The 16,398-nt window shown below is 64.6% G+C and carries 17 protein-coding genes and 1 pseudogene; 14 read left to right on the top strand and 4 right to left on the bottom strand.

The genetic code is table 11. The features are described 5' to 3' along the window. Positions 1 to 59: 59 nt before the first annotated feature. The 9 genes and pseudogenes from urtC (at position 60) to ureC (ending at position 7,306) form a co-directional block, all read left to right on the top strand. Positions 60 to 1,139 carry an urea ABC transporter permease subunit UrtC gene (urtC, locus tag PH586_RS01185; protein ID WP_271345942.1) on the top strand — a complete coding sequence of 360 codons (1,080 nt, stop codon included), beginning with the start codon at positions 60 to 62 and terminating at the stop codon, positions 1,137 to 1,139. Next, complete coding sequence (gene urtD / locus PH586_RS01180; protein ID WP_271345941.1) at positions 1,136 to 1,987, top strand: urea ABC transporter ATP-binding protein UrtD; 852 nt, start codon at positions 1,136 to 1,138, stop codon at positions 1,985 to 1,987. Before urtC ends, urtD begins: the two co-directional genes overlap by 4 nt. A 79-nt stretch (positions 1,988 to 2,066) precedes the next feature. Then, positions 2,067 to 2,765 carry an urea ABC transporter ATP-binding subunit UrtE gene (gene urtE, locus PH586_RS01175; RefSeq protein ID WP_271345940.1) on the top strand — a complete coding sequence of 233 codons (699 nt, stop codon included), beginning with the start codon at positions 2,067 to 2,069 and terminating at the stop codon, positions 2,763 to 2,765. A gap of 198 nt (positions 2,766 to 2,963) precedes the next feature. Further along, positions 2,964 to 3,797 (top strand): urease accessory protein UreD, encoded by an 834-nt coding sequence (locus tag PH586_RS01170; RefSeq protein ID WP_271345939.1) that lies wholly within the window; start codon positions 2,964 to 2,966, stop codon positions 3,795 to 3,797. After that, on the top strand, positions 3,797 to 4,099 hold the full coding sequence (ureA, locus tag PH586_RS01165) for an urease subunit gamma (RefSeq protein ID WP_271345938.1): 303 nt from the start codon (positions 3,797 to 3,799) through the stop codon (positions 4,097 to 4,099). Before PH586_RS01170 ends, ureA begins: the two co-directional genes overlap by 1 nt. A 4-nt stretch (positions 4,100 to 4,103) precedes the next feature. Next, complete coding sequence (locus PH586_RS01160) at positions 4,104 to 4,631, top strand: GNAT family N-acetyltransferase (protein WP_271345937.1); 528 nt, start codon at positions 4,104 to 4,106, stop codon at positions 4,629 to 4,631. A gap of 6 nt (positions 4,632 to 4,637) precedes the next feature. Next, positions 4,638 to 5,078, top strand: a pseudogene (locus PH586_RS01155) (N-acetyltransferase family protein); the annotation flags it as partial. A 92-nt stretch (positions 5,079 to 5,170) separates the two neighbouring features. Beyond that, a complete protein-coding gene (locus PH586_RS01150) occupies positions 5,171 to 5,479 on the top strand; it encodes an urease subunit beta (protein ID WP_271345935.1) in 309 nt (102 codons plus the stop codon). 126 nt (positions 5,480 to 5,605) lie between these two features. Continuing rightward, entirely contained in the window at positions 5,606 to 7,306 is a 1,701-nt protein-coding gene (gene ureC / locus PH586_RS01145; protein ID WP_271345934.1) for an urease subunit alpha, read from the top strand. A gap of 1 nt (position 7,307) precedes the next feature. On the opposite strand, the gene PH586_RS01140 is transcribed toward ureC, so the two are convergent. Continuing rightward, a complete protein-coding gene (locus PH586_RS01140; protein ID WP_271345933.1) occupies positions 7,308 to 8,147 on the bottom strand; it encodes a substrate-binding periplasmic protein in 840 nt (279 codons plus the stop codon). 285 nt (positions 8,148 to 8,432) lie between these two features. Between PH586_RS01140 and PH586_RS01135 the strand changes: the two genes are divergently transcribed. Beyond that, positions 8,433 to 9,164, top strand: coding sequence for a substrate-binding periplasmic protein (locus PH586_RS01135; protein WP_271345932.1), 732 nt, complete (start codon positions 8,433 to 8,435; stop codon positions 9,162 to 9,164). Between the two features lie 76 nt (positions 9,165 to 9,240). On the opposite strand, the gene PH586_RS01130 is transcribed toward PH586_RS01135, so the two are convergent. Both PH586_RS01130 and PH586_RS01125 read right to left on the bottom strand, forming a co-directional pair. Further along, entirely contained in the window at positions 9,241 to 9,981 is a 741-nt protein-coding gene (locus PH586_RS01130) for a hypothetical protein (protein ID WP_271345931.1), read from the bottom strand. 155 nt (positions 9,982 to 10,136) lie between these two features. After that, the gene (locus tag PH586_RS01125; RefSeq protein ID WP_271345930.1) at positions 10,137 to 10,403 is read right to left on the bottom strand and encodes a DksA/TraR family C4-type zinc finger protein; all 267 of its coding nucleotides are present in this window, start codon (positions 10,401 to 10,403) and stop codon (positions 10,137 to 10,139) included. A gap of 127 nt (positions 10,404 to 10,530) precedes the next feature. Here PH586_RS01125 and PH586_RS01120 point away from each other — a divergent pair, with 127 nt between their 5' ends. The 4 genes from PH586_RS01120 (at position 10,531) to PH586_RS01105 (ending at position 13,740) form a co-directional block, all read left to right on the top strand. Then, entirely contained in the window at positions 10,531 to 11,019 is a 489-nt protein-coding gene (locus PH586_RS01120; protein ID WP_271345929.1) for a GFA family protein, read from the top strand. Between the two features lie 161 nt (positions 11,020 to 11,180). Then, positions 11,181 to 11,903 carry a VC0807 family protein gene (locus tag PH586_RS01115; protein WP_271345928.1) on the top strand — a complete coding sequence of 241 codons (723 nt, stop codon included), beginning with the start codon at positions 11,181 to 11,183 and terminating at the stop codon, positions 11,901 to 11,903. Between the two features lie 46 nt (positions 11,904 to 11,949). Next, positions 11,950 to 12,402: a YqaA family protein gene (locus PH586_RS01110; RefSeq protein WP_271345927.1), complete on the top strand. Its 453-nt coding sequence runs from the start codon at positions 11,950 to 11,952 to the stop codon at positions 12,400 to 12,402. A 72-nt stretch (positions 12,403 to 12,474) separates the two neighbouring features. Continuing rightward, complete coding sequence (locus PH586_RS01105; protein ID WP_271345926.1) at positions 12,475 to 13,740, top strand: Hsp70 family protein; 1,266 nt, start codon at positions 12,475 to 12,477, stop codon at positions 13,738 to 13,740. A 243-nt stretch (positions 13,741 to 13,983) separates the two neighbouring features. Here PH586_RS01105 and PH586_RS01100 read toward each other — a convergent pair whose 3' ends face one another. Next, on the bottom strand, positions 13,984 to 16,317 hold the full coding sequence (locus tag PH586_RS01100) for a YgiQ family radical SAM protein (protein WP_271345925.1): 2,334 nt from the start codon (positions 16,315 to 16,317) through the stop codon (positions 13,984 to 13,986). Between the last annotated feature and the right edge of the window lie 81 nt (positions 16,318 to 16,398).

Below are 16,398 nucleotides of genomic sequence, written 5' to 3'. Positions count from 1 at the left end.
CGGGTGACACCCGCCACAACCGGCACCTCCGCCATCGACCCGCACCAGGACGGCCGCGCATGAATCAGCCACTCGCCATCACCGTTGCGCAGAAAGCCGGCCCGAAAGTCACCCTCGGCGTCGGCGCCTTGGTGCTCGCCGTGCTGATCGCCCTGCCGCTGCTGCACCTGCTGCCGGCGGATAACGTCCTGCACGTTTCGGCCTATACCCTGACCCTGGTCGGCAAGATCCTCTGCTACTGCATAGTCGCGCTGGCGCTCGATCTGGTCTGGGGCTATGCCGGCCTGCTGTCGCTCGGCCACGGCCTGTTCTTCGCCCTCGGCGGTTACGCCATGGGCATGTACCTGTCGCGCGAAGCCGCAGGCGATGGCCTGCCGGCGTTCATGAGCTTCCTGGCCTGGACCGAGCTGCCCTGGTACTGGTACGGCACCTCGAACTTCCTCTGGGCGCTGTGTCTGGTGGTCCTGGCCCCCGGCTTGCTGGCCCTGGTGTTCGGCTTCTTCGCCTTCCGCTCGCGGATCAAGGGCGTGTACTTCTCGATCATGACCCAGGCTCTGACCTTCGCCGGCATGCTGCTGTTCTTTCGCAACGAGACCGGCTTTGGCGGCAACAACGGCTTTACCGGTTTCACCCGTATCCTCGGCTTCGACATCACTGCGCAGGGCACTCGTGCGGCGCTGTTCATCGCCACCCTGGCGCTGCTGGTCGGCAGCCTCTACCTGGGCTTCAAACTGGCGCGCAGCAAGTTCGGCCGGGTGCTGACCGCCGTGCGCGATGCCGAGAACCGCCTGATGTTCTGTGGCTACGACCCGCGCGGCTACAAGCTGTTCATCTGGGTGCTCAGTGCGGTGCTCTGCGGCCTGGCCGGCGCGCTCTATGTGCCGCAGGTGGGCATCATCAACCCCAGCGAAATGTCGCCGACCAACTCCATCGAGGCCGCCGTCTGGGTCGCCCTCGGCGGGCGCGGCACGCTGATCGGTCCGCTGCTCGGCGCCGGCCTGGTCAACGGCATGAAGAGCTGGTTCACCGTGGCCTTCCCCGAATACTGGCTGTTCGCCCTCGGCGCGCTGTTTATCGGCGTCACCCTGTACCTGCCCAAGGGCGTGATCGGCCTGCTGCGCAAGCGAGGTGAACAATGAGCAGCACAGCCAACCCCGAACTCATGCTCGAACCCGCCTTCGACCCCGCCGGCAGCGGCCGCGACGCCATTGGCGCCAGCACGGCCGCCAGCCAGGGCCTGAACATTCGCCACGGCACCATCCTCACCCTGGAAGACATCAACGTCAGCTTCGATGGCTTCAAGGCCCTGAGCAACCTGTGCCTGTATATCGGTGTCGGCGAGTTGCGCTGCATCATCGGCCCCAACGGCGCCGGCAAGACCACCCTGATGGACGTGATCACCGGCAAGACCCGCCCGGACAACGGCGTCGCCTACTTCGGCGAAACCCTCGACCTGACCCGGATGAGCGAAGTCGAGATTGCCCAGGCCGGCATCGGTCGCAAGTTCCAGAAGCCCACGGTGTTCGAGGCGCTCAGCGTGTTCGAAAACCTCGAACTGGCGCAGAAGACCAGCAAGACGGTATGGGCCAGCCTGCGCGCCAGGCTCAGCGGCGAACAGCGCGACCGGATCGACGAGGTACTCGCCACCATCAAGCTGGACGGCTCACGCCAGCGCCCGGCCGGCCTGTTGTCCCACGGCCAGAAACAGTTTCTGGAGATCGGCATGCTGCTGGTGCAGGACCCGCAACTGTTGCTGCTCGATGAGCCGGTGGCGGGCATGACCGACGCCGAGACCGAGTTCACCGCCGAGCTGTTCAAGTCACTGGCACGCAAGCACTCGCTGATGGTGGTCGAGCACGACATGGGCTTCGTCGGCTCGATCGCCGACCACGTCACCGTGCTGCACCAGGGCAGCGTGCTGGCCGCAGGCTCGTTGGCGCAGGTGCAGGCCGACGAGCGGGTGATCGAGGTGTATCTGGGCCGTTAGTGCATACCCGTGGGAGGGGCCGGGCGGCGAACCGAGTAGCCGCCCGGCCCCTCCCACAAGATGAATGAAGGACACCACTATGCTGCAAGTTGAACAACTGCATCAGTACTACGGCGGCAGCCATATCCTCCGCGGCCTGTCGTTCGAGGCCAGGGTCGGTGAAGTCACCTGCCTGCTCGGGCGCAACGGCGTGGGCAAGACCACCCTGCTGAAATGCCTGATGGGCCTGCTGCCCAGCAAGGAAGGCAGGGTGCATTGGGAGAACCAGACGATCACCACGTTCAAGCCGCACCAGCGCGTGCAGGCCGGCATTGCCTACGTACCCCAGGGCCGGGAAATCTTCGGCCGCCTGACGGTGGAGGAAAACCTGCTGATGGGACTTTCCCGTTTCGGCGCCAAGCAAGCCAAGAGCGTCCCGGCATTTATCTACGAGCTGTTCCCGGTGCTGCAGGAGATGCAGCAACGCCGCGGCGGCGACCTCTCCGGCGGCCAGCAGCAACAGCTGGCGATCGGCCGCGCCCTGGCCAGCCAGCCGCGCCTGCTGATCCTCGACGAGCCCACCGAAGGCATCCAGCCGTCGGTGATCAAGGAGATCGGCGTGGTGATCAAGACGCTCGCCGAGCGCGGCGACATGGCCATCCTGCTGGTCGAGCAGTTCTATGATTTTGCCGCCGAACTGGCCGACCAGTACCTGGTGATGAGCCGTGGCGAGATCGTCCAGCAAGGCCGTGGCGAGGCCATGGCGGCCGACGGCGTGCGCGGCCTGGTGGCGATCTGAGGCCGGCCGGCCTGCACCACTGACAGGCAACCCGGGCCTGAGGCACGCCACCACGCACCAAGACGGAGCACGACGCCCGCTGCGCTGGTCGGGCTGATCATGGGGAAACGGCCAGAGGGCCGGCCGATCCGCACTGTCCTGGCGCAGGAGGCACGGCAATTGCTCTGTCCCCAACATGTTGCTGATTCCGGACCGACCATGAATGCACCCGCCGCCCTGTTCGCCCCCAGCTGGCACGCCGAGCTCGAACTCGGCTATGCCCGCTGCGGTGACAGCACGCGCCCGGTGCTGCGCCGCCATCAGGGACCGCTGCGGGTGCAGAAGCATCTGTATGCCGAAGGCCAGCAGGTCTGCCAGCACATCATCGTCCATCCGCCCGGTGGCATCGCCGGCGGCGACCGCCTGGATATCAGCGCGACGGTCGGCGCGGGCGCCTGGGCGCAGCTGACCAGTCCCGGCGCGGCCAAGTGGTACCGCGCCGCCGGCCCGGCCTACCAGACCCTCAAGCTGCGCGTCGAAGCCGCTGCCACCCTGGAATGGCTGCCCCAGGAAAGCATCGTCTACGCCGGCGCCCAGGCCGAACTGCAGACCGATATCGAACTGCTTGGCGATGCCAAGCTGCTCTACTGGGACCTGGTCGCCCTCGGCCGCCCGGCCAGCGGCGAACGCTTCGACGCCGGTCACTTCCAATCGCAGCTGAATATCCGCCGCGACGGCCAGCTGCTCTGGCACGAGCGCCAGCGCATCGAAGGCGACGACGGCCTGCTCGACTCGCCGATCGGCCTGGCTGGTCAGCCGGTATTCGCCACCCTGCTGATCAGTGGCGAAATCGACGCCGCGTTGCTCGAATGCTGCCGCAACCTGGCCACTGCCGTGCGGGGCGACCTCAGCCAATTACCCGGCCTGCTGGTGGCCCGCTGCCTGGCCGCCGAGGCCCTGCAGGCCCGCGCCTGGCTGATCGATCTCTGGCGCCTGCTGCGGCCCGCCCTGCTCGGCCGCCCGGCCGTGCCCCCACGAATCTGGAGCACCTGATGGACCTGACCCCGAGAGAGAAAGACAAGCTGCTGATCTTCACCGCCGGCCTGGTGGCCGAACGGCGCCTGGCCCGTGGCGTTACGCTCAACTACCCGGAAGCCATGGCCTACATCTCTGCCGCCCTGCTCGAAGGCGCCCGCGACGGCCGCACCGTGGCCGAGTTGATGCACCTGGGCACCACCCTGCTCAGCCGTGACCAGGTGATGGAGGGCGTGGCGGAGATGATCCCGGAGATCCAGGTCGAAGCCACCTTCCCCGACGGCACCAAGCTGGTGACCGTCCACCAACCGATCGCGTGACGCCATGCACATTGACGACGCCACCACCGCCGACCTGCCCGGCATCCTGGCCATCTACAACGACGCCGTACTCACCAGCACGGCGATCTGGAACGACAGCCCGGTCGACCTGGCCAACCGCCAGGCCTGGTTCGCCGCGCGCCAGCAGCAGGGCTACCCGGTCCTGGTGGCGCGCGATGCCACCGGCGCGGTACTCGGCTACGCCGCGTTCGGCGACTGGCGGCCGTTCGACGGCTTCCGCCACAGCGTCGAGCACTCGGTCTATGTGCGCGCCGACCAGCGCGGCCTGGGCCTCGGCCCGGCGCTGCTGCGTGCGCTGATCGAGCGCGCCCGGACCTGCGCCAAGCACGTGATGGTCGCCGCCATCGAGAGCGGCAATGCCGCCTCGATCCGCCTGCACCAGCGCCAGGGCTTCGTCACCTGCGGGCAGATGCCCCAGGTCGGCTGCAAGTTCGGCCGCTGGCTCAACCTGACCCTGATGCAATTGACCCTCAACCCCGGCGCGGAGCCGCCGACTGCCGATACGGAGTGACCCAGGATGAATACTGCCCAGCTGCGTCGCGTCACCGCTGAAAGCTTCGCCCATTACCGCCCCGGCCTGATCGAGCTGTTACTCGAAGCCGTCGGCCAGGGCTGGTCGTTAGGGTTCAGGGCCGACCTGGATGCCGCGCAGGCGCGCGACTATTTCGACCAGGTACTCAGCGATATCCAGCAGGGCAGCCTGTTGCTCTGGGTGGTAGTCAGGGACGAGCAGGTGCAGGCCAGCGTGCAGCTCGAGCTGTGCCAGCAGCCCGACGCTGGCCACCGGGCCCAGGTGCAGAAGATGCTGGTGCGGCGACAGGCGCAACGCCATGGTCTCGGCCAGCAGTTGATGACGGCCCTGGAGCAGGGAGCGCGGCTACACCAGCGCGGCCTGCTGACCCTCGACGCCCAGGTCGGCGCCCCGGCGGAAGCCTTCTACCGTGCGCTCGGCTACACCCGGGTGGGCGAGATCCCGGACTACACCTGCGGCCCCAACGGTGACTATCACTCGACCGCCCTCTACTTCAAGACCCTGCACGGAGCGAGCACATGACTCCCGGTGAGTACCAGATCCAGGCTGGCGAGATCGAACTCAACCCCGGCCGCCGCACCCTGACCCTGAGCGTGGCCAACAGCGGCGACCGGCCGATCCAGGTCGGCTCGCACTATCACTTCTTCGAGAGCAACGATGCGCTCAGTTTTGATCGGCCGAGTACACGCGGCATGCGCCTGAACATCGCCGCCGGCACCGCAGTGCGCTTCGAGCCGGGGCAGAGCCGCGAGGTGGAACTGGTCGAGCTGGCGGGTCATCGCCGTGTCTTCGGCTTTGCCGGCCGGGTGATGGGCGAGCTGGATTGAGCGCATTTCAGGGCCTGTGGGAGGGGCTCTAGCCGCGAGGATGTTGCTCTATTAGCGGCTAAAACGGAGTACCGCCCGGCCCCTCCCACAGCACTTAAGCAAACGCACTGTCTCAGGACTTTTTTGATGAAGATTTCCCGCCAAGCCTACGCCGACATGTTCGGCCCCACCGTCGGCGACAAGGTGCGCCTGGCCGACACCGAGCTGTGGATCCAAGTCGAGAAGGACTTCACCCACTACGGCGAGGAGGTGAAATTCGGCGGTGGTAAGGTGATCCGTGACGGCATGGGCCAGGGCCAGCTCTGCGCTAAAGATGTGGTCGACACCGTCATCACCAACGCGCTGATCATCGACCACTGGGGCATCGTCAAGGCCGATGTCGGCCTCAAGGACAGGCGCATCGCCGCGATCGGCAAGGCCGGCAATCCGGACATCCAGCCCGACGTGAACATCGCCATCGGTGCCGCCACCGAGGTAATCGCCGGCGAAGGCATGATCCTCACCGCCGGTGGCATCGACAGCCACATCCACTTCATCTGCCCGCAGCAGATCGAGGAGGCGCTGATGAGCGGGGTGACCACCATGATCGGCGGCGGCACCGGGCCGGCCACCGGCACCAATGCCACCACCTGCACCCCCGGCCCCTGGCATATGATGCGCATGCTCCAGGCCGCCGACGCCTTCCCGATGAACCTGGGTTTCACCGGCAAGGGCAACGCCTCGCTGCCCGAGCCGCTGATTGAGCAGGTCAAGGCCGGCGCCATCGGTTTGAAATTACATGAAGACTGGGGCACCACCCCGGCCGCCATCGACAACTGCCTCTCCGTGGCAGACCAGTACGACGTGCAGGTGGCGATCCACACCGACACCCTCAACGAGTCCGGCTTCGTCGAGACCACCCTGGCCGCATTCAAGGGCCGCACCATCCACACCTACCACACCGAGGGCGCCGGCGGTGGTCACGCGCCGGACATCATCAAGGCCTGCGGCCTGCCTAACGTGCTGCCCAGTTCGACCAACCCGACCCGACCATTCACCCGCAATACCATCGACGAGCACCTGGACATGCTGATGGTCTGCCACCACCTCGACCCGAGCATCGCCGAGGACGTGGCCTTTGCCGAAAGCCGCATCCGCCGCGAGACCATCGCCGCCGAGGACATCCTCCACGACCTCGGGGCGTTTTCCATGATCAGCTCCGACAGCCAGGCCATGGGCCGCGTCGGCGAAGTGATCCTGCGCACCTGGCAGACCGCCGACAAGATGAAGAAACAGCGCGGCCCACTGCCACAAGACGGTGAAGGCAACGACAACTTCCGCGCCAAGCGCTACATCGCCAAGTACACCATCAACCCGGCCATCACCCATGGCATCAGCCATGAAGTGGGCTCGATCGAGGTGGGTAAGTGGGCCGATCTGGTGCTCTGGCGCCCGGCGTTCTTCGGGGTCAAACCCAGTCTGATTCTGAAAGGCGGAGCGATTGCCGCCAGCCTGATGGGCGACGCCAACGCCTCGATCCCGACGCCGCAGCCGGTGCACTACCGACCGATGTTCGCCAGCTTCGGCGGCAGCCTGCACGCCAGCAGCCTGACCTTCATCAGCCAGGCGGCGCTGGACGCCGGAGTGCCGGAGCAGCTGGGACTGAAGAAGCAGATCGCCGTGGTCAAGGGCTGCCGCGAAGTGCAGAAGACTGACCTGATCCACAACGACTATTTGCCGAACATCGAGGTCGACCCGCAGAACTACCAGGTGAAAGCTGACGGCCAACTGCTCTGGTGCGAACCGGCCGAGGTGCTACCCATGGCGCAGCGCTATTTCCTGTTCTGAGCTAGCGGCTGGCCTCGATCAAACGCGGCGGCACGTCCTGATGGGGAAACCAGCGCTGAAAGGTGCTGGTAAAACTGCCGTCGCGCTTGAGCTCATCCAGCGCGAGTTGCCAGCGCGCCACCACTGCCTGGTCCGTGGCGGGGGAAAAAGCCAGGTACGACTCATGCTGGAGGAAGACGAACTGCGGCTCGACCTGATCGGGGGTCATGCCGACCATGGCCAGCAGGCCCGGCAGGGCAATGTCGCTGACTGCCAGCGTATCGGCGCGGCCCTTGCTGAACATCTGCATCATCTTCTCGGCAGAAGTCACCGTGTAGATATTGCGAAAACCCTGGGTCGCCAGGTACTCGTAGCTGTACCACTGGCGCGGCAGGACCAGGCGCCTGGCTTGCGCCGCCTCCAGGCTGGCAACTTGCAAGCCGGAGCCCTTGCGGGTGTAGAAGCGGTTGAGGGTCTGGGTCAGCGGCCCGACCCACTGAAAGTGCGTTTCCCGCTCGGCGATGCGCGCCGTGCTGAAGACGCCGACATTGCGCTCGTTCATCGCCTTGCTGTAGCCACGGGTCCAGGGGCCCAGCTCAATGCGCACCGTATCTCCGGTACGCGCCGCCAGTTGCTCGATGATCTCCGTAGCAAAACCCGTGGGTTGCTCTCCCCGGCTGAAGTTCAGCGGCGGATTTTCCTCGGTATACAACAGCAACTCGGTGGCCTGGCCAGTGGATACGCCACACAGCCACAGGCTGCAGAGCAATAAGCTGCGCACCAGGATTCGAGGCCCTGCTGATAGCGCCATGCCCCAGGTCCGGGCGCCCTTCGCCAGCGGATCACTTTGTTGTGCAGTCATCGACCGGCCTCTTGAATCACGGATGACACCCATTGCGACGAATTATAGATGAGCCACCGGCCATCCTTCAGCATTACTTCGAATGCGCGGGCGCCTGGCGTTGTGTGCGCGCCACTCGGCAGATACCACCAGGCAAGCCAAAACGCCAGCAACCCACCGCCGCCAGGATTGCCCGGCACCAGAGCCGCGGCGATACTGCGTGCAGTACCCGTCAAGCAAGGCGTTCAGGAACTGAGCGAATCACGCCGGAGAGCGTATGAGCATGACCTGCAATGAGCACCGCACATGAGAGCGCTGCTGCTGATCGGCGCGGCGTGCTGCTTGCCGCTCTTGCCTGCCTCGGCGGCCGAGCCCATTACCGTGGCCTGGCGTGACAAGCCGCCCTACCACTACCTGGAAAACGGTAGGGCGCGAGGATTCCTGCTGCTACGCGCCAAACGCCTATTTGCCCTGGCCGAGGTACCCGCAGTATTTGTCGAGCGCCCATCCAAGCGCATCTGGCGAGACTTGCGGCGGGGCAAGGCCCGCTACTGCTCGATCGGCTGGTATCGCTTGCCGGAGCGCGAGCAAATTGCCCAGTTCAGCCTGGCGTTTCATGTCGACCCGCCTCAGCTGCTTCTGGTCAGCCCCCAGGCGCTCGCCTCGATCCAGGCCCACGCCAGCTTCGCTGCCCTGATGGCCGATCCGAACATCTCCCTCGGGGTGGTCGACGGGGTGTCCTACGGTCCCATCCTGGACCGGCAGATCGCCCACAGCGCCAACCGGGTTGAACGCGTCACGGTGTCGCCCGCCAGCATGATCGCCATGCTGGCGGCCAATCGCATCGACTACATGCTGGCGGACCAGGCTGACTGGCACTACCTGCGCAGCCAGGATCAGGCGCTGAGTCAGATCGCCGAATATCAATTCGGCGATATGCCGCCAGGCCTGGAACGCTACATTGTCTGCGGCAAGGATGTGCCGCCAGAGGAGATGGATCGGCTCAACCACGCCATTGCGACGCTACCCGGGCAATGATTGCCCCGGAGTTGAGGCGAACACGCTGGTTGACCACCACCACGGACAGCGCATCCGCCCCGCTGTTGCCACGCGCTCAGGGTTCCAGCACAAATGTCAGTTCAAGGTCATCATCGACAACCAGCCCCGCGCCTGGGCAATAGATCTTGCTCGAGCGCGATTTCTTATCCAGCTCGGTGCTCTCTTCAACCTCAACCCAGCCCTCCATCGCTCCGCCTGCCACCTCTGATGAAAGGTCAGCGGCAATGTGCTCGGCGCGATCCATGGCCACCCCGGGCGCGACTTCCTGAAAATAACGCGCGCCCAACAGAAAGGCGCCGCCGGACATGATGATGCCAGGCAATGCAGCGCCAGTACCGGCCAGCCATTCACCCTCATGGCTGACGACCACACCAGCCTGGTAGATATCCACTTCTTCGCCAAAGTAGTAGACGTCCTGGGTCGCGCCGCATTCGGCAAAGAAATTGCGGGAGATCTCCGCCAGTTGCCCGTCTACCGTCTCGACTTCCTCGACGATCCGGGTGGTCACCGTGGTTGCCTCGCCATTGATGGTGAGGGTTACATCGCGCGTGTCATTGAGCACGCGGATGACCAACTCTTCGACCTCGGCGCACTCGCCTTCGGCAACGCACTGGAGGTTATTGAAATGAGCCTCTCGGCCAGGCTGCAACGGGAAGTATTGATTCTCGCCGACGCTGGCGAAATCACATTCGCCGAGTGGAAAGCCGTCGGTATATTCGCGCTTGTCCTTGGCGAGAGCCGCCGGCTGGAGTAACGACAGTGCCAGGGCACCGAGTAACATTGACTGAAGCTTCATGGCGTCTGCCCCTCTGCTCAGGAAAGACTTGCACAATCCCCCCCGCCCAGGGACATGCGCCCGCGCAGCCCCATGCTTGAAGACTAGTCCACTGCTGTCGACGGCGCGCCGCCACCCAGCTGCGTCAGGGCCTCCGTCGCCCGCGCCTCTGCGCATCAGCGCAACTGACTGTCCTTGCTCCCCCGCCGGTTGTAGCCACCGCCGATCTTCTGCGCCTGATCACGGGCACCCTGACAGGCGACGCATAGGCGCACACCGGGGATGGCCAGTTGCCGCGCCTCGGGGATGGCAGCATCACACTCCTCGCAATGACTCAGGCTTTGTCCTCGCGGCAGCTGGCTGCGAGCTTGGGCGATAGCATCCTCGATGCTGCTGTCGATCTGTTCCTGCACGGCGCCGTCGCTGGCCCATCCGCCTGCCATGGTTTGACCCTCTTCGATTAGTCTTCAAGTGCGCATATGCGCCACCCACGCATTATTTGCAAGCGCCGACTGGCACCGCTGGTCGCTCTGCTTTACTGAAGTCAGTGATGCCAGGGAAAACCAGCTCATGAGCGACCCCAAGCACATCCATGAGGGCGGCTGCAGTTGCCGTCATGTGCGCTACCGCATGACGGCAACGCCGCTGTTCGTGCATGCCTGCCACTGCAACTGGTGCCAGCGCGAAAGCGGCAGCGCCTTCGCCCTCAATGCCCTGATCGAAAGTAGCCGGGTGGAACTGCTGAGTGGTGACGTAATGATGGTCGATACGCCGTCCGCCAGCGGCAAGGGCCAGCGCATCGCCCGCTGTCCGCGCTGCCACGTCGCCCTGTGGAGCCACTATGGGGCGGCCGGCGATAGCCTGTGTTTCGTCCGCGTGGGCAGCCTGGACAAAGCGTGGCGCTGCCCGCCGGATATTCACATCCACACCGCCTCGAAACTGCCCTGGCTGGTGCTGCCCGAGGACATTCCAGCGGTGCCCGGGTACTACCGCAGCTCGGCCTTCTGGCCCGCGGCGAGCCTTGAGCGAATGGCCCGGCTCAAATCGGCGCCCCGCTGAAATTCGCCCCGAGCCCGCCATCGATCCCGGATACCAAGCGAGGCAGTCCTCGGTTCGCAGCTCGCCAGCGCACAACTTTGTCATGCTCCAACCGTCGGTTGGGCTGGCGGTCGCGGCTCAGGCAGGCGATCATCACCCTTCATCCCTGCGCCTTGATCGACATGACCGATACCACTCACAGCTCCACCGTTACACACAAACCCCGCCCGCTTGTGGATTTGCTGGTCAGCATTCTGATTCCCTCGCTGATCCTCATGAAGCTCAGCGGCGAAGCCAGGCTCGGTGCCGATGGCGCGCTGATCCTGGCACTGGCGTTCCCCCTCGGCTGGGGCACCTTCGAGCTGGTCAAGTACCGTAAATTCAACTTCATCGCCCTGCTCGGCCTGGTCAGCGTATTGCTGACCGGCGGCATCGGCCTGCTCAAGCTGGACAACCAGTGGCTGGCGATCAAGGAGGCCGCGGTTCCTGGTTTGATCGGCATTGTCGTTCTGGTGTCGACCCGCACCCGCTACCCGCTGATCCGCACCATGCTGTTCAATAAAAGCGTGCTCAATGTCGACAAGATCCATGAGCGCCTGGAACAGGGCGGTCATACCCAGCATTTCGAAACACGCCTGCTGACCGCCACCTACTGGTTGAGTGGCACCTTCTTCTTTTCTTCGGCGATGAACTATGTGCTGGCCAAGTGGATCGTCATCAGCCCGTCCGGCAGCGAGGCCTTCAATGCCGAATTGGGCCGCATGAATCTGCTCAGCTACCCGATGATCGCCATCCCCTCGATGATCATGATGATGGCGATCTTCTATTACCTCTGGCGCACCATCCATGGCCTGACCGGCTTGAAGCTGGAAGAGATCATGGCCGGTGTCGAGCAGGAATCCTAAGTCCGCCTGCCGCTACGGCGGCGCTTAGCCGCCAGGCGCGCCCACGATGCTGACCCTCTCCGCCTACCTGGGCCTGTTTCTCTCGGCCTTCGGCGCCGCGACCTTGCTGCCATTGGGCTCCGAGGCGGTGCTGGTCAGCCTGCTGCTCAGCGATGCCTACCTGTTGTGGCTGCTGGTGGCAGTGGCCAGCGTCGGCAATGTCCTCGGCTCGCTGGTCAACTGGCAGCTCGGGCGCTACCTCGAGCACTTCCGCCAGCGCCGCTGGTTCCCGGTCAACGAGCAGCGCCTGCAGCAGGCGCAGGGCTGGTATACGCGCTACGGACGCTGGTCGCTGCTGCTCAGCTGGCTGCCGATCATCGGCGATCCCTTGACCCTGGTCGCCGGGGTGATGCGCGAGCGCTGCTGGGTTTTTCTGTTGATCGTCGGCCTGGCCAAGACCGGGCGCTACCTGGCGCTGGCCGCGCTGACCCTGGGCTGGGGATCGTTCGTCGCGGCATAGGCCAATTGCGGCAGCATTTGCGCGGCGTATCCCATAGAATGCGCGGCCGTTTTTCTAGGAACAGCGCGTCGCATGATTTTCTCCACTCCCGCCCGCGCCTGCGGCATCGACTTCGGCACCTCCAACTCCACCGTCGGCTGGCTGCGCCCCGACGCCGAGCCCCTGATCGAACTGGAAGACGGCAAGATCACCCTACCCTCGGTGGTGTTCTTCAACCTTGAGGAGCGCCGCCCGGTCTATGGCCGCCTGGCCCTGCAGGAATACCTGGAAGGTTACGAAGGCCGACTGATGCGCTCGCTGAAGAGCCTGCTCGGTTCCAAGCTGCTGAAAAGCGAAACCACGGTGTTGGGCAGCGCCCTGCCGTTCAAGGATCTGCTCGGGTTCTTTATCGGCGAGCTGAAAACTCGCGCCGAAGCCGTGGCCCAGCGCCCCTTCGAGGAAGTGGTACTCGGCCGCCCGGTATTTTTCGTCGACGACGACCCGCTCGCCGATCAGGAGGCGCAGAACACCCTGGTGGCGGTGGCGCACAAACTCGGTTTCAAGGACGTGTCCTTCCAGTACGAACCGATCGCCGCGGCCTTTGACTACGAGTCGGGCATCGCCCGCGAGGAGCTGGTGCTGATCGTCGACATCGGCGGCGGCACCTCGGACTTCTCCCTGGTGCGCCTGGCGCCCGAGCGGCGCAGCGTCGCCGAGCGGCATGACGACATCCTCGCCACCGGCGGCGTGCACATCGGCGGCACCGACTTCGACAAGCAACTCAGCCTGCAGGGCGTGATGCCGCTGTTCGGTTACGGCAGCCGGATGAAGAGCGCCGCGCCGATGCCCACCAGCACCCACCTCAACCTGGCCACCTGGCACACCATCAACGCGGTCTACTCGGCGCAGTCGCAGCGTCAGTTGCAGAGCATGCGCTATGACATCCTCGACCCGATCGGCATCGACCGCCTGTTCAAGCTGATCGAGCGGCGCGACGGCCATTGGCTGGCGATGCAGGTGGAAGACAGCAAGATTGCCCTGACCGAGGAGGACGCCCGGCCTATCGACCTGAGCCGGGTAGAACCTGGCCTGATTGCCGAATTGACCCGCGAACTGTTTGAAAACGCCATCGAGCCGCTGCTCGAACGGGTACGCGCCAGCGTGACGCAACTGCTCGGCGATGCCGGGGTCAGCGTCGAGCAGGTCGATACGGTGTTCTTTACCGGCGGCTCCAGCGGCATCCCGGCGTTGCGCCAGAGTGTCGCGGCGATGCTGCCCAACGCCCGCCATGTGGAAGGCAACACCTTCGGCAGCATCGGCAGCGGCCTGGCCATCGAGGCGCAGAAGCGTTACGGCTGAGCGCAGCGCTGGACAGAGACGTAGGGCGGGTGCAACCCGCCGCGCCTTGCATACCCTTTACCCTGGCGGGTTGCACCCGCCCTACCCGACTGTTAAGGCAGGACTCTAAACAGCGCAAAAGCTCGCAGCTAAAGCCCCTTGCACATACACCGTAAATCCCGCGGGAGAGGCTTTAGCCGCGACAGACTGCTCGGTGGGTTACGCCGCTGTGCGGCTAACCCATCCTACGAACCGTCACACCCGTTAGCGCGGGACGGCTGGCTTCTTCGCCGGCTTCTTGCCCTTGCCCTTGGCGGCATCGGCGCGTTCCTTGGCAGCCTGCTGATTGCGCACCTGGGCAGCGGCCTTGGCCTGCTCGCGCTTGTCCCAGGGGTTACCGCCTGCGGCACCAGTGTCGCGCGGCGGCAGACCGGTGTGCTGAGTCAGCAGCGGCCGGGTCTTGTCACCCGGGCTGCGAGCCGCAGCGGCCCCGCCGACCTTCTTGCTGCCGACTGGGGTGGAGTTCTTGCGGCGCGCGCTCTGGTAGCTGTCGGTGGCCGGCTGATGCAGCGGGATCAACTGGTTCTTGCCCGGCCCGATCAGGTCGCTGCGGCCCATGCGCTCCAGCGCCTCGCGCAGCATCGGCCAGCCTTTCGGGTCGTGGTAACGCAGGAAGGCCTTGTGCAGGCGACGCTGGGCCTCGCTCTTGACGATAGGCACGCCGTCACTCTTGTAGCTGACCTTGCGTAGCGGGTTCTTGCCCGAGTGGTACATGGCGGTGGCGGTGGCCATCGGCGAGGGGTAGAAGGCCTGCACCTGGTCGGCGCGGAAGCCGCTGCTCTTGAGCCACAGGGCGAGGTTCATCATGTCCTCGTCGCTGGTGCCGGGGTGGGCGGCGATGAAGTAGGGAATCAGGTACTGCTCTTTGCCCGCCTCTTTCGAATACTTCTCGAACATGCGCTTGAACTTGTCGTAGCTGCCGATGCCCGGTTTCATCATCTTGTTCAGCGGGCCTTCCTCGGTGTGCTCCGGGGCAATCTTCAGGTAACCGCCGACATGGTGGGTGACCAGCTCCTTGACGTATTCCGGCGACTCCACGGCGAGGTCGTAACGCAGGCCCGAGGCGATCAGGATCTTCTTCACCCCCGGCAAGGCGCGGGCCGAGCGGTACAGCTGAATCAGCGAGCTGTGGTCGGTGTTGAGGTTCTCGCAGATACCGGGGAACACGCAGGACGGCTTGCGGCAGGCGGATTCGATTTCCGGACTCTTGCAGGCGATGCGGTACATGTTGGCGGTCGGCCCGCCGAGGTCGGAGATCACCCCGGTAAAGCCCGGCACCTTGTCGCGGATCTCTTCGATCTCGCGGATGATCGACTCTTCCGAACGATTCTGGATGATCCGTCCTTCGTGCTCGGTGATCGAGCAGAAGGTACAGCCGCCGAAGCAGCCACGCATGATGTTGACCGAGAAGCGGATCATCTCGTAGGCCGGAATCTTTTCCTTGCCATAGGCCGGGTGCGGCACGCGCGCATAGGGCATGCCGAACACGTAATCCATCTCTTCGGTGGTCATCGGGATGGGCGGCGGGGTGAACCAGACATCCACCTCGCCATGCTTCTGCACCAGGGCGCGGGCGTTACCCGGGTTGGTTTCCAGGTGCAGCACACGGTTGGCGTGGGCATACAACACCGAATCGGCGCGGACCTTCTCGAATGAAGGCAGGCGAATGACCGTCTTGTCGCGCTCCAGCCGTGGGTGCGGCAGCAACTGCACCACCTTGGCCTCATTCGGATCGTCCTGCGGGCCCTTTTCCTGCTCGATGGCGCAGGCCTGGGTGTCCTGGGTATTCACGTAGGGGTTGATGATCTTGTCGACCTTGCCCGGTCGATCGATACGGCTGGAGTCAATTTCCATCCAGCCGTCCGGCGTATCGCGGCGGATAAAGGCGGTACCGCGAATATCGGTGATGTCTTCGATCTTGTGGCCGTAGGACAGGCGCTGGGCCACTTCGACGATGGCGCGCTCGGCGTTGCCGTAGAGCAGGATGTCGGCACAGGCGTCGATCAGGATCGAGTGGCGGACCTTGTCCTGCCAGTAATCGTAGTGGGCGATGCGCCGCAGCGAGGCCTCGATGCCGCCCAGCACGATCGGCACGTGCTTGTAGGCTTCCTTGCAGCGCTGGCTGTAGACCAGGCTGGCCCGATCCGGGCGCTTGCCGGCCAGACCGCCAGGGGTGTAGGCATCGTCGGAACGGATTTTCTTGTCGGCGGTGTAACGGTTGATCATCGAATCCATGTTGCCGGCCGCGACGCCGAAGAACAGATTCGGCTCGCCGAGCTTCATGAAATCGTCTTTGCTGCTCCAGTCCGGCTGGGCAATGATGCCAACCCGAAAGCCCTGGGACTCGAGCAGGCGACCGATGATCGCCATGCCGAACGACGGATGGTCGACATAGGCATCGCCGGTGACGATGATGATGTCGCAACTGTCCCAGCCAAGCTGATCCATCTCTTCCCGACTCATCGGCAGGAAAGGCGCCGGGCCGAAGCACTCGGCCCAGTATTTTGGATAGTCGAATAACGGCTTGGCTGCGTGCATGAAATGACCGAGATGTCAGGAGTAAACGGTCGCGGAATATAGCACAAAATTTGACCAAGTCCGACCCTGATACTGGGACAA

It is taken from the genome of Pseudomonas aestuarii (genome assembly GCF_027988105.1).
In the GTDB taxonomy this organism is placed as follows: Bacteria; Pseudomonadota; Gammaproteobacteria; order Pseudomonadales; family Pseudomonadaceae; genus Aquipseudomonas; species Aquipseudomonas aestuarii.
The sequence above is the reverse complement of the archived record's forward strand: the minus strand, read 5'-3'. Positions and strand labels throughout refer to the sequence as shown.

Excerpts from the sequence above, each read along its gene's own strand:
- urtC (WP_271345942.1), top strand. The coding sequence starts at position 60 with ATGAATCAGCCACTCGCCATCACCGTTGCGCAGAAAGCCGGCCCGAAA.
- urtD (WP_271345941.1), top strand. The coding sequence starts at position 1,136 with ATGAGCAGCACAGCCAACCCCGAACTCATGCTCGAACCCGCCTTCGAC.
- urtE (WP_271345940.1), top strand. The coding sequence starts at position 2,067 with ATGCTGCAAGTTGAACAACTGCATCAGTACTACGGCGGCAGCCATATC.
- PH586_RS01170 (WP_271345939.1), top strand. The coding sequence starts at position 2,964 with ATGAATGCACCCGCCGCCCTGTTCGCCCCCAGCTGGCACGCCGAGCTC.
- ureA (WP_271345938.1), top strand. The coding sequence starts at position 3,797 with ATGGACCTGACCCCGAGAGAGAAAGACAAGCTGCTGATCTTCACCGCC.
- PH586_RS01160 (WP_271345937.1), top strand. The coding sequence starts at position 4,104 with ATGCACATTGACGACGCCACCACCGCCGACCTGCCCGGCATCCTGGCC.
- PH586_RS01150 (WP_271345935.1), top strand. The coding sequence starts at position 5,171 with ATGACTCCCGGTGAGTACCAGATCCAGGCTGGCGAGATCGAACTCAAC.
- ureC (WP_271345934.1), top strand. The coding sequence starts at position 5,606 with ATGAAGATTTCCCGCCAAGCCTACGCCGACATGTTCGGCCCCACCGTC.
- PH586_RS01140 (WP_271345933.1), bottom strand. The coding sequence starts at position 8,147 with ATGACTGCACAACAAAGTGATCCGCTGGCGAAGGGCGCCCGGACCTGG.
- PH586_RS01135 (WP_271345932.1), top strand. The coding sequence starts at position 8,433 with ATGAGAGCGCTGCTGCTGATCGGCGCGGCGTGCTGCTTGCCGCTCTTG.
- PH586_RS01130 (WP_271345931.1), bottom strand. The coding sequence starts at position 9,981 with ATGAAGCTTCAGTCAATGTTACTCGGTGCCCTGGCACTGTCGTTACTC.
- PH586_RS01125 (WP_271345930.1), bottom strand. The coding sequence starts at position 10,403 with ATGGCAGGCGGATGGGCCAGCGACGGCGCCGTGCAGGAACAGATCGAC.
- PH586_RS01120 (WP_271345929.1), top strand. The coding sequence starts at position 10,531 with ATGAGCGACCCCAAGCACATCCATGAGGGCGGCTGCAGTTGCCGTCAT.
- PH586_RS01115 (WP_271345928.1), top strand. The coding sequence starts at position 11,181 with ATGACCGATACCACTCACAGCTCCACCGTTACACACAAACCCCGCCCG.
- PH586_RS01110 (WP_271345927.1), top strand. The coding sequence starts at position 11,950 with ATGCTGACCCTCTCCGCCTACCTGGGCCTGTTTCTCTCGGCCTTCGGC.
- PH586_RS01105 (WP_271345926.1), top strand. The coding sequence starts at position 12,475 with ATGATTTTCTCCACTCCCGCCCGCGCCTGCGGCATCGACTTCGGCACC.
- PH586_RS01100 (WP_271345925.1), bottom strand. The coding sequence starts at position 16,317 with ATGCACGCAGCCAAGCCGTTATTCGACTATCCAAAATACTGGGCCGAG.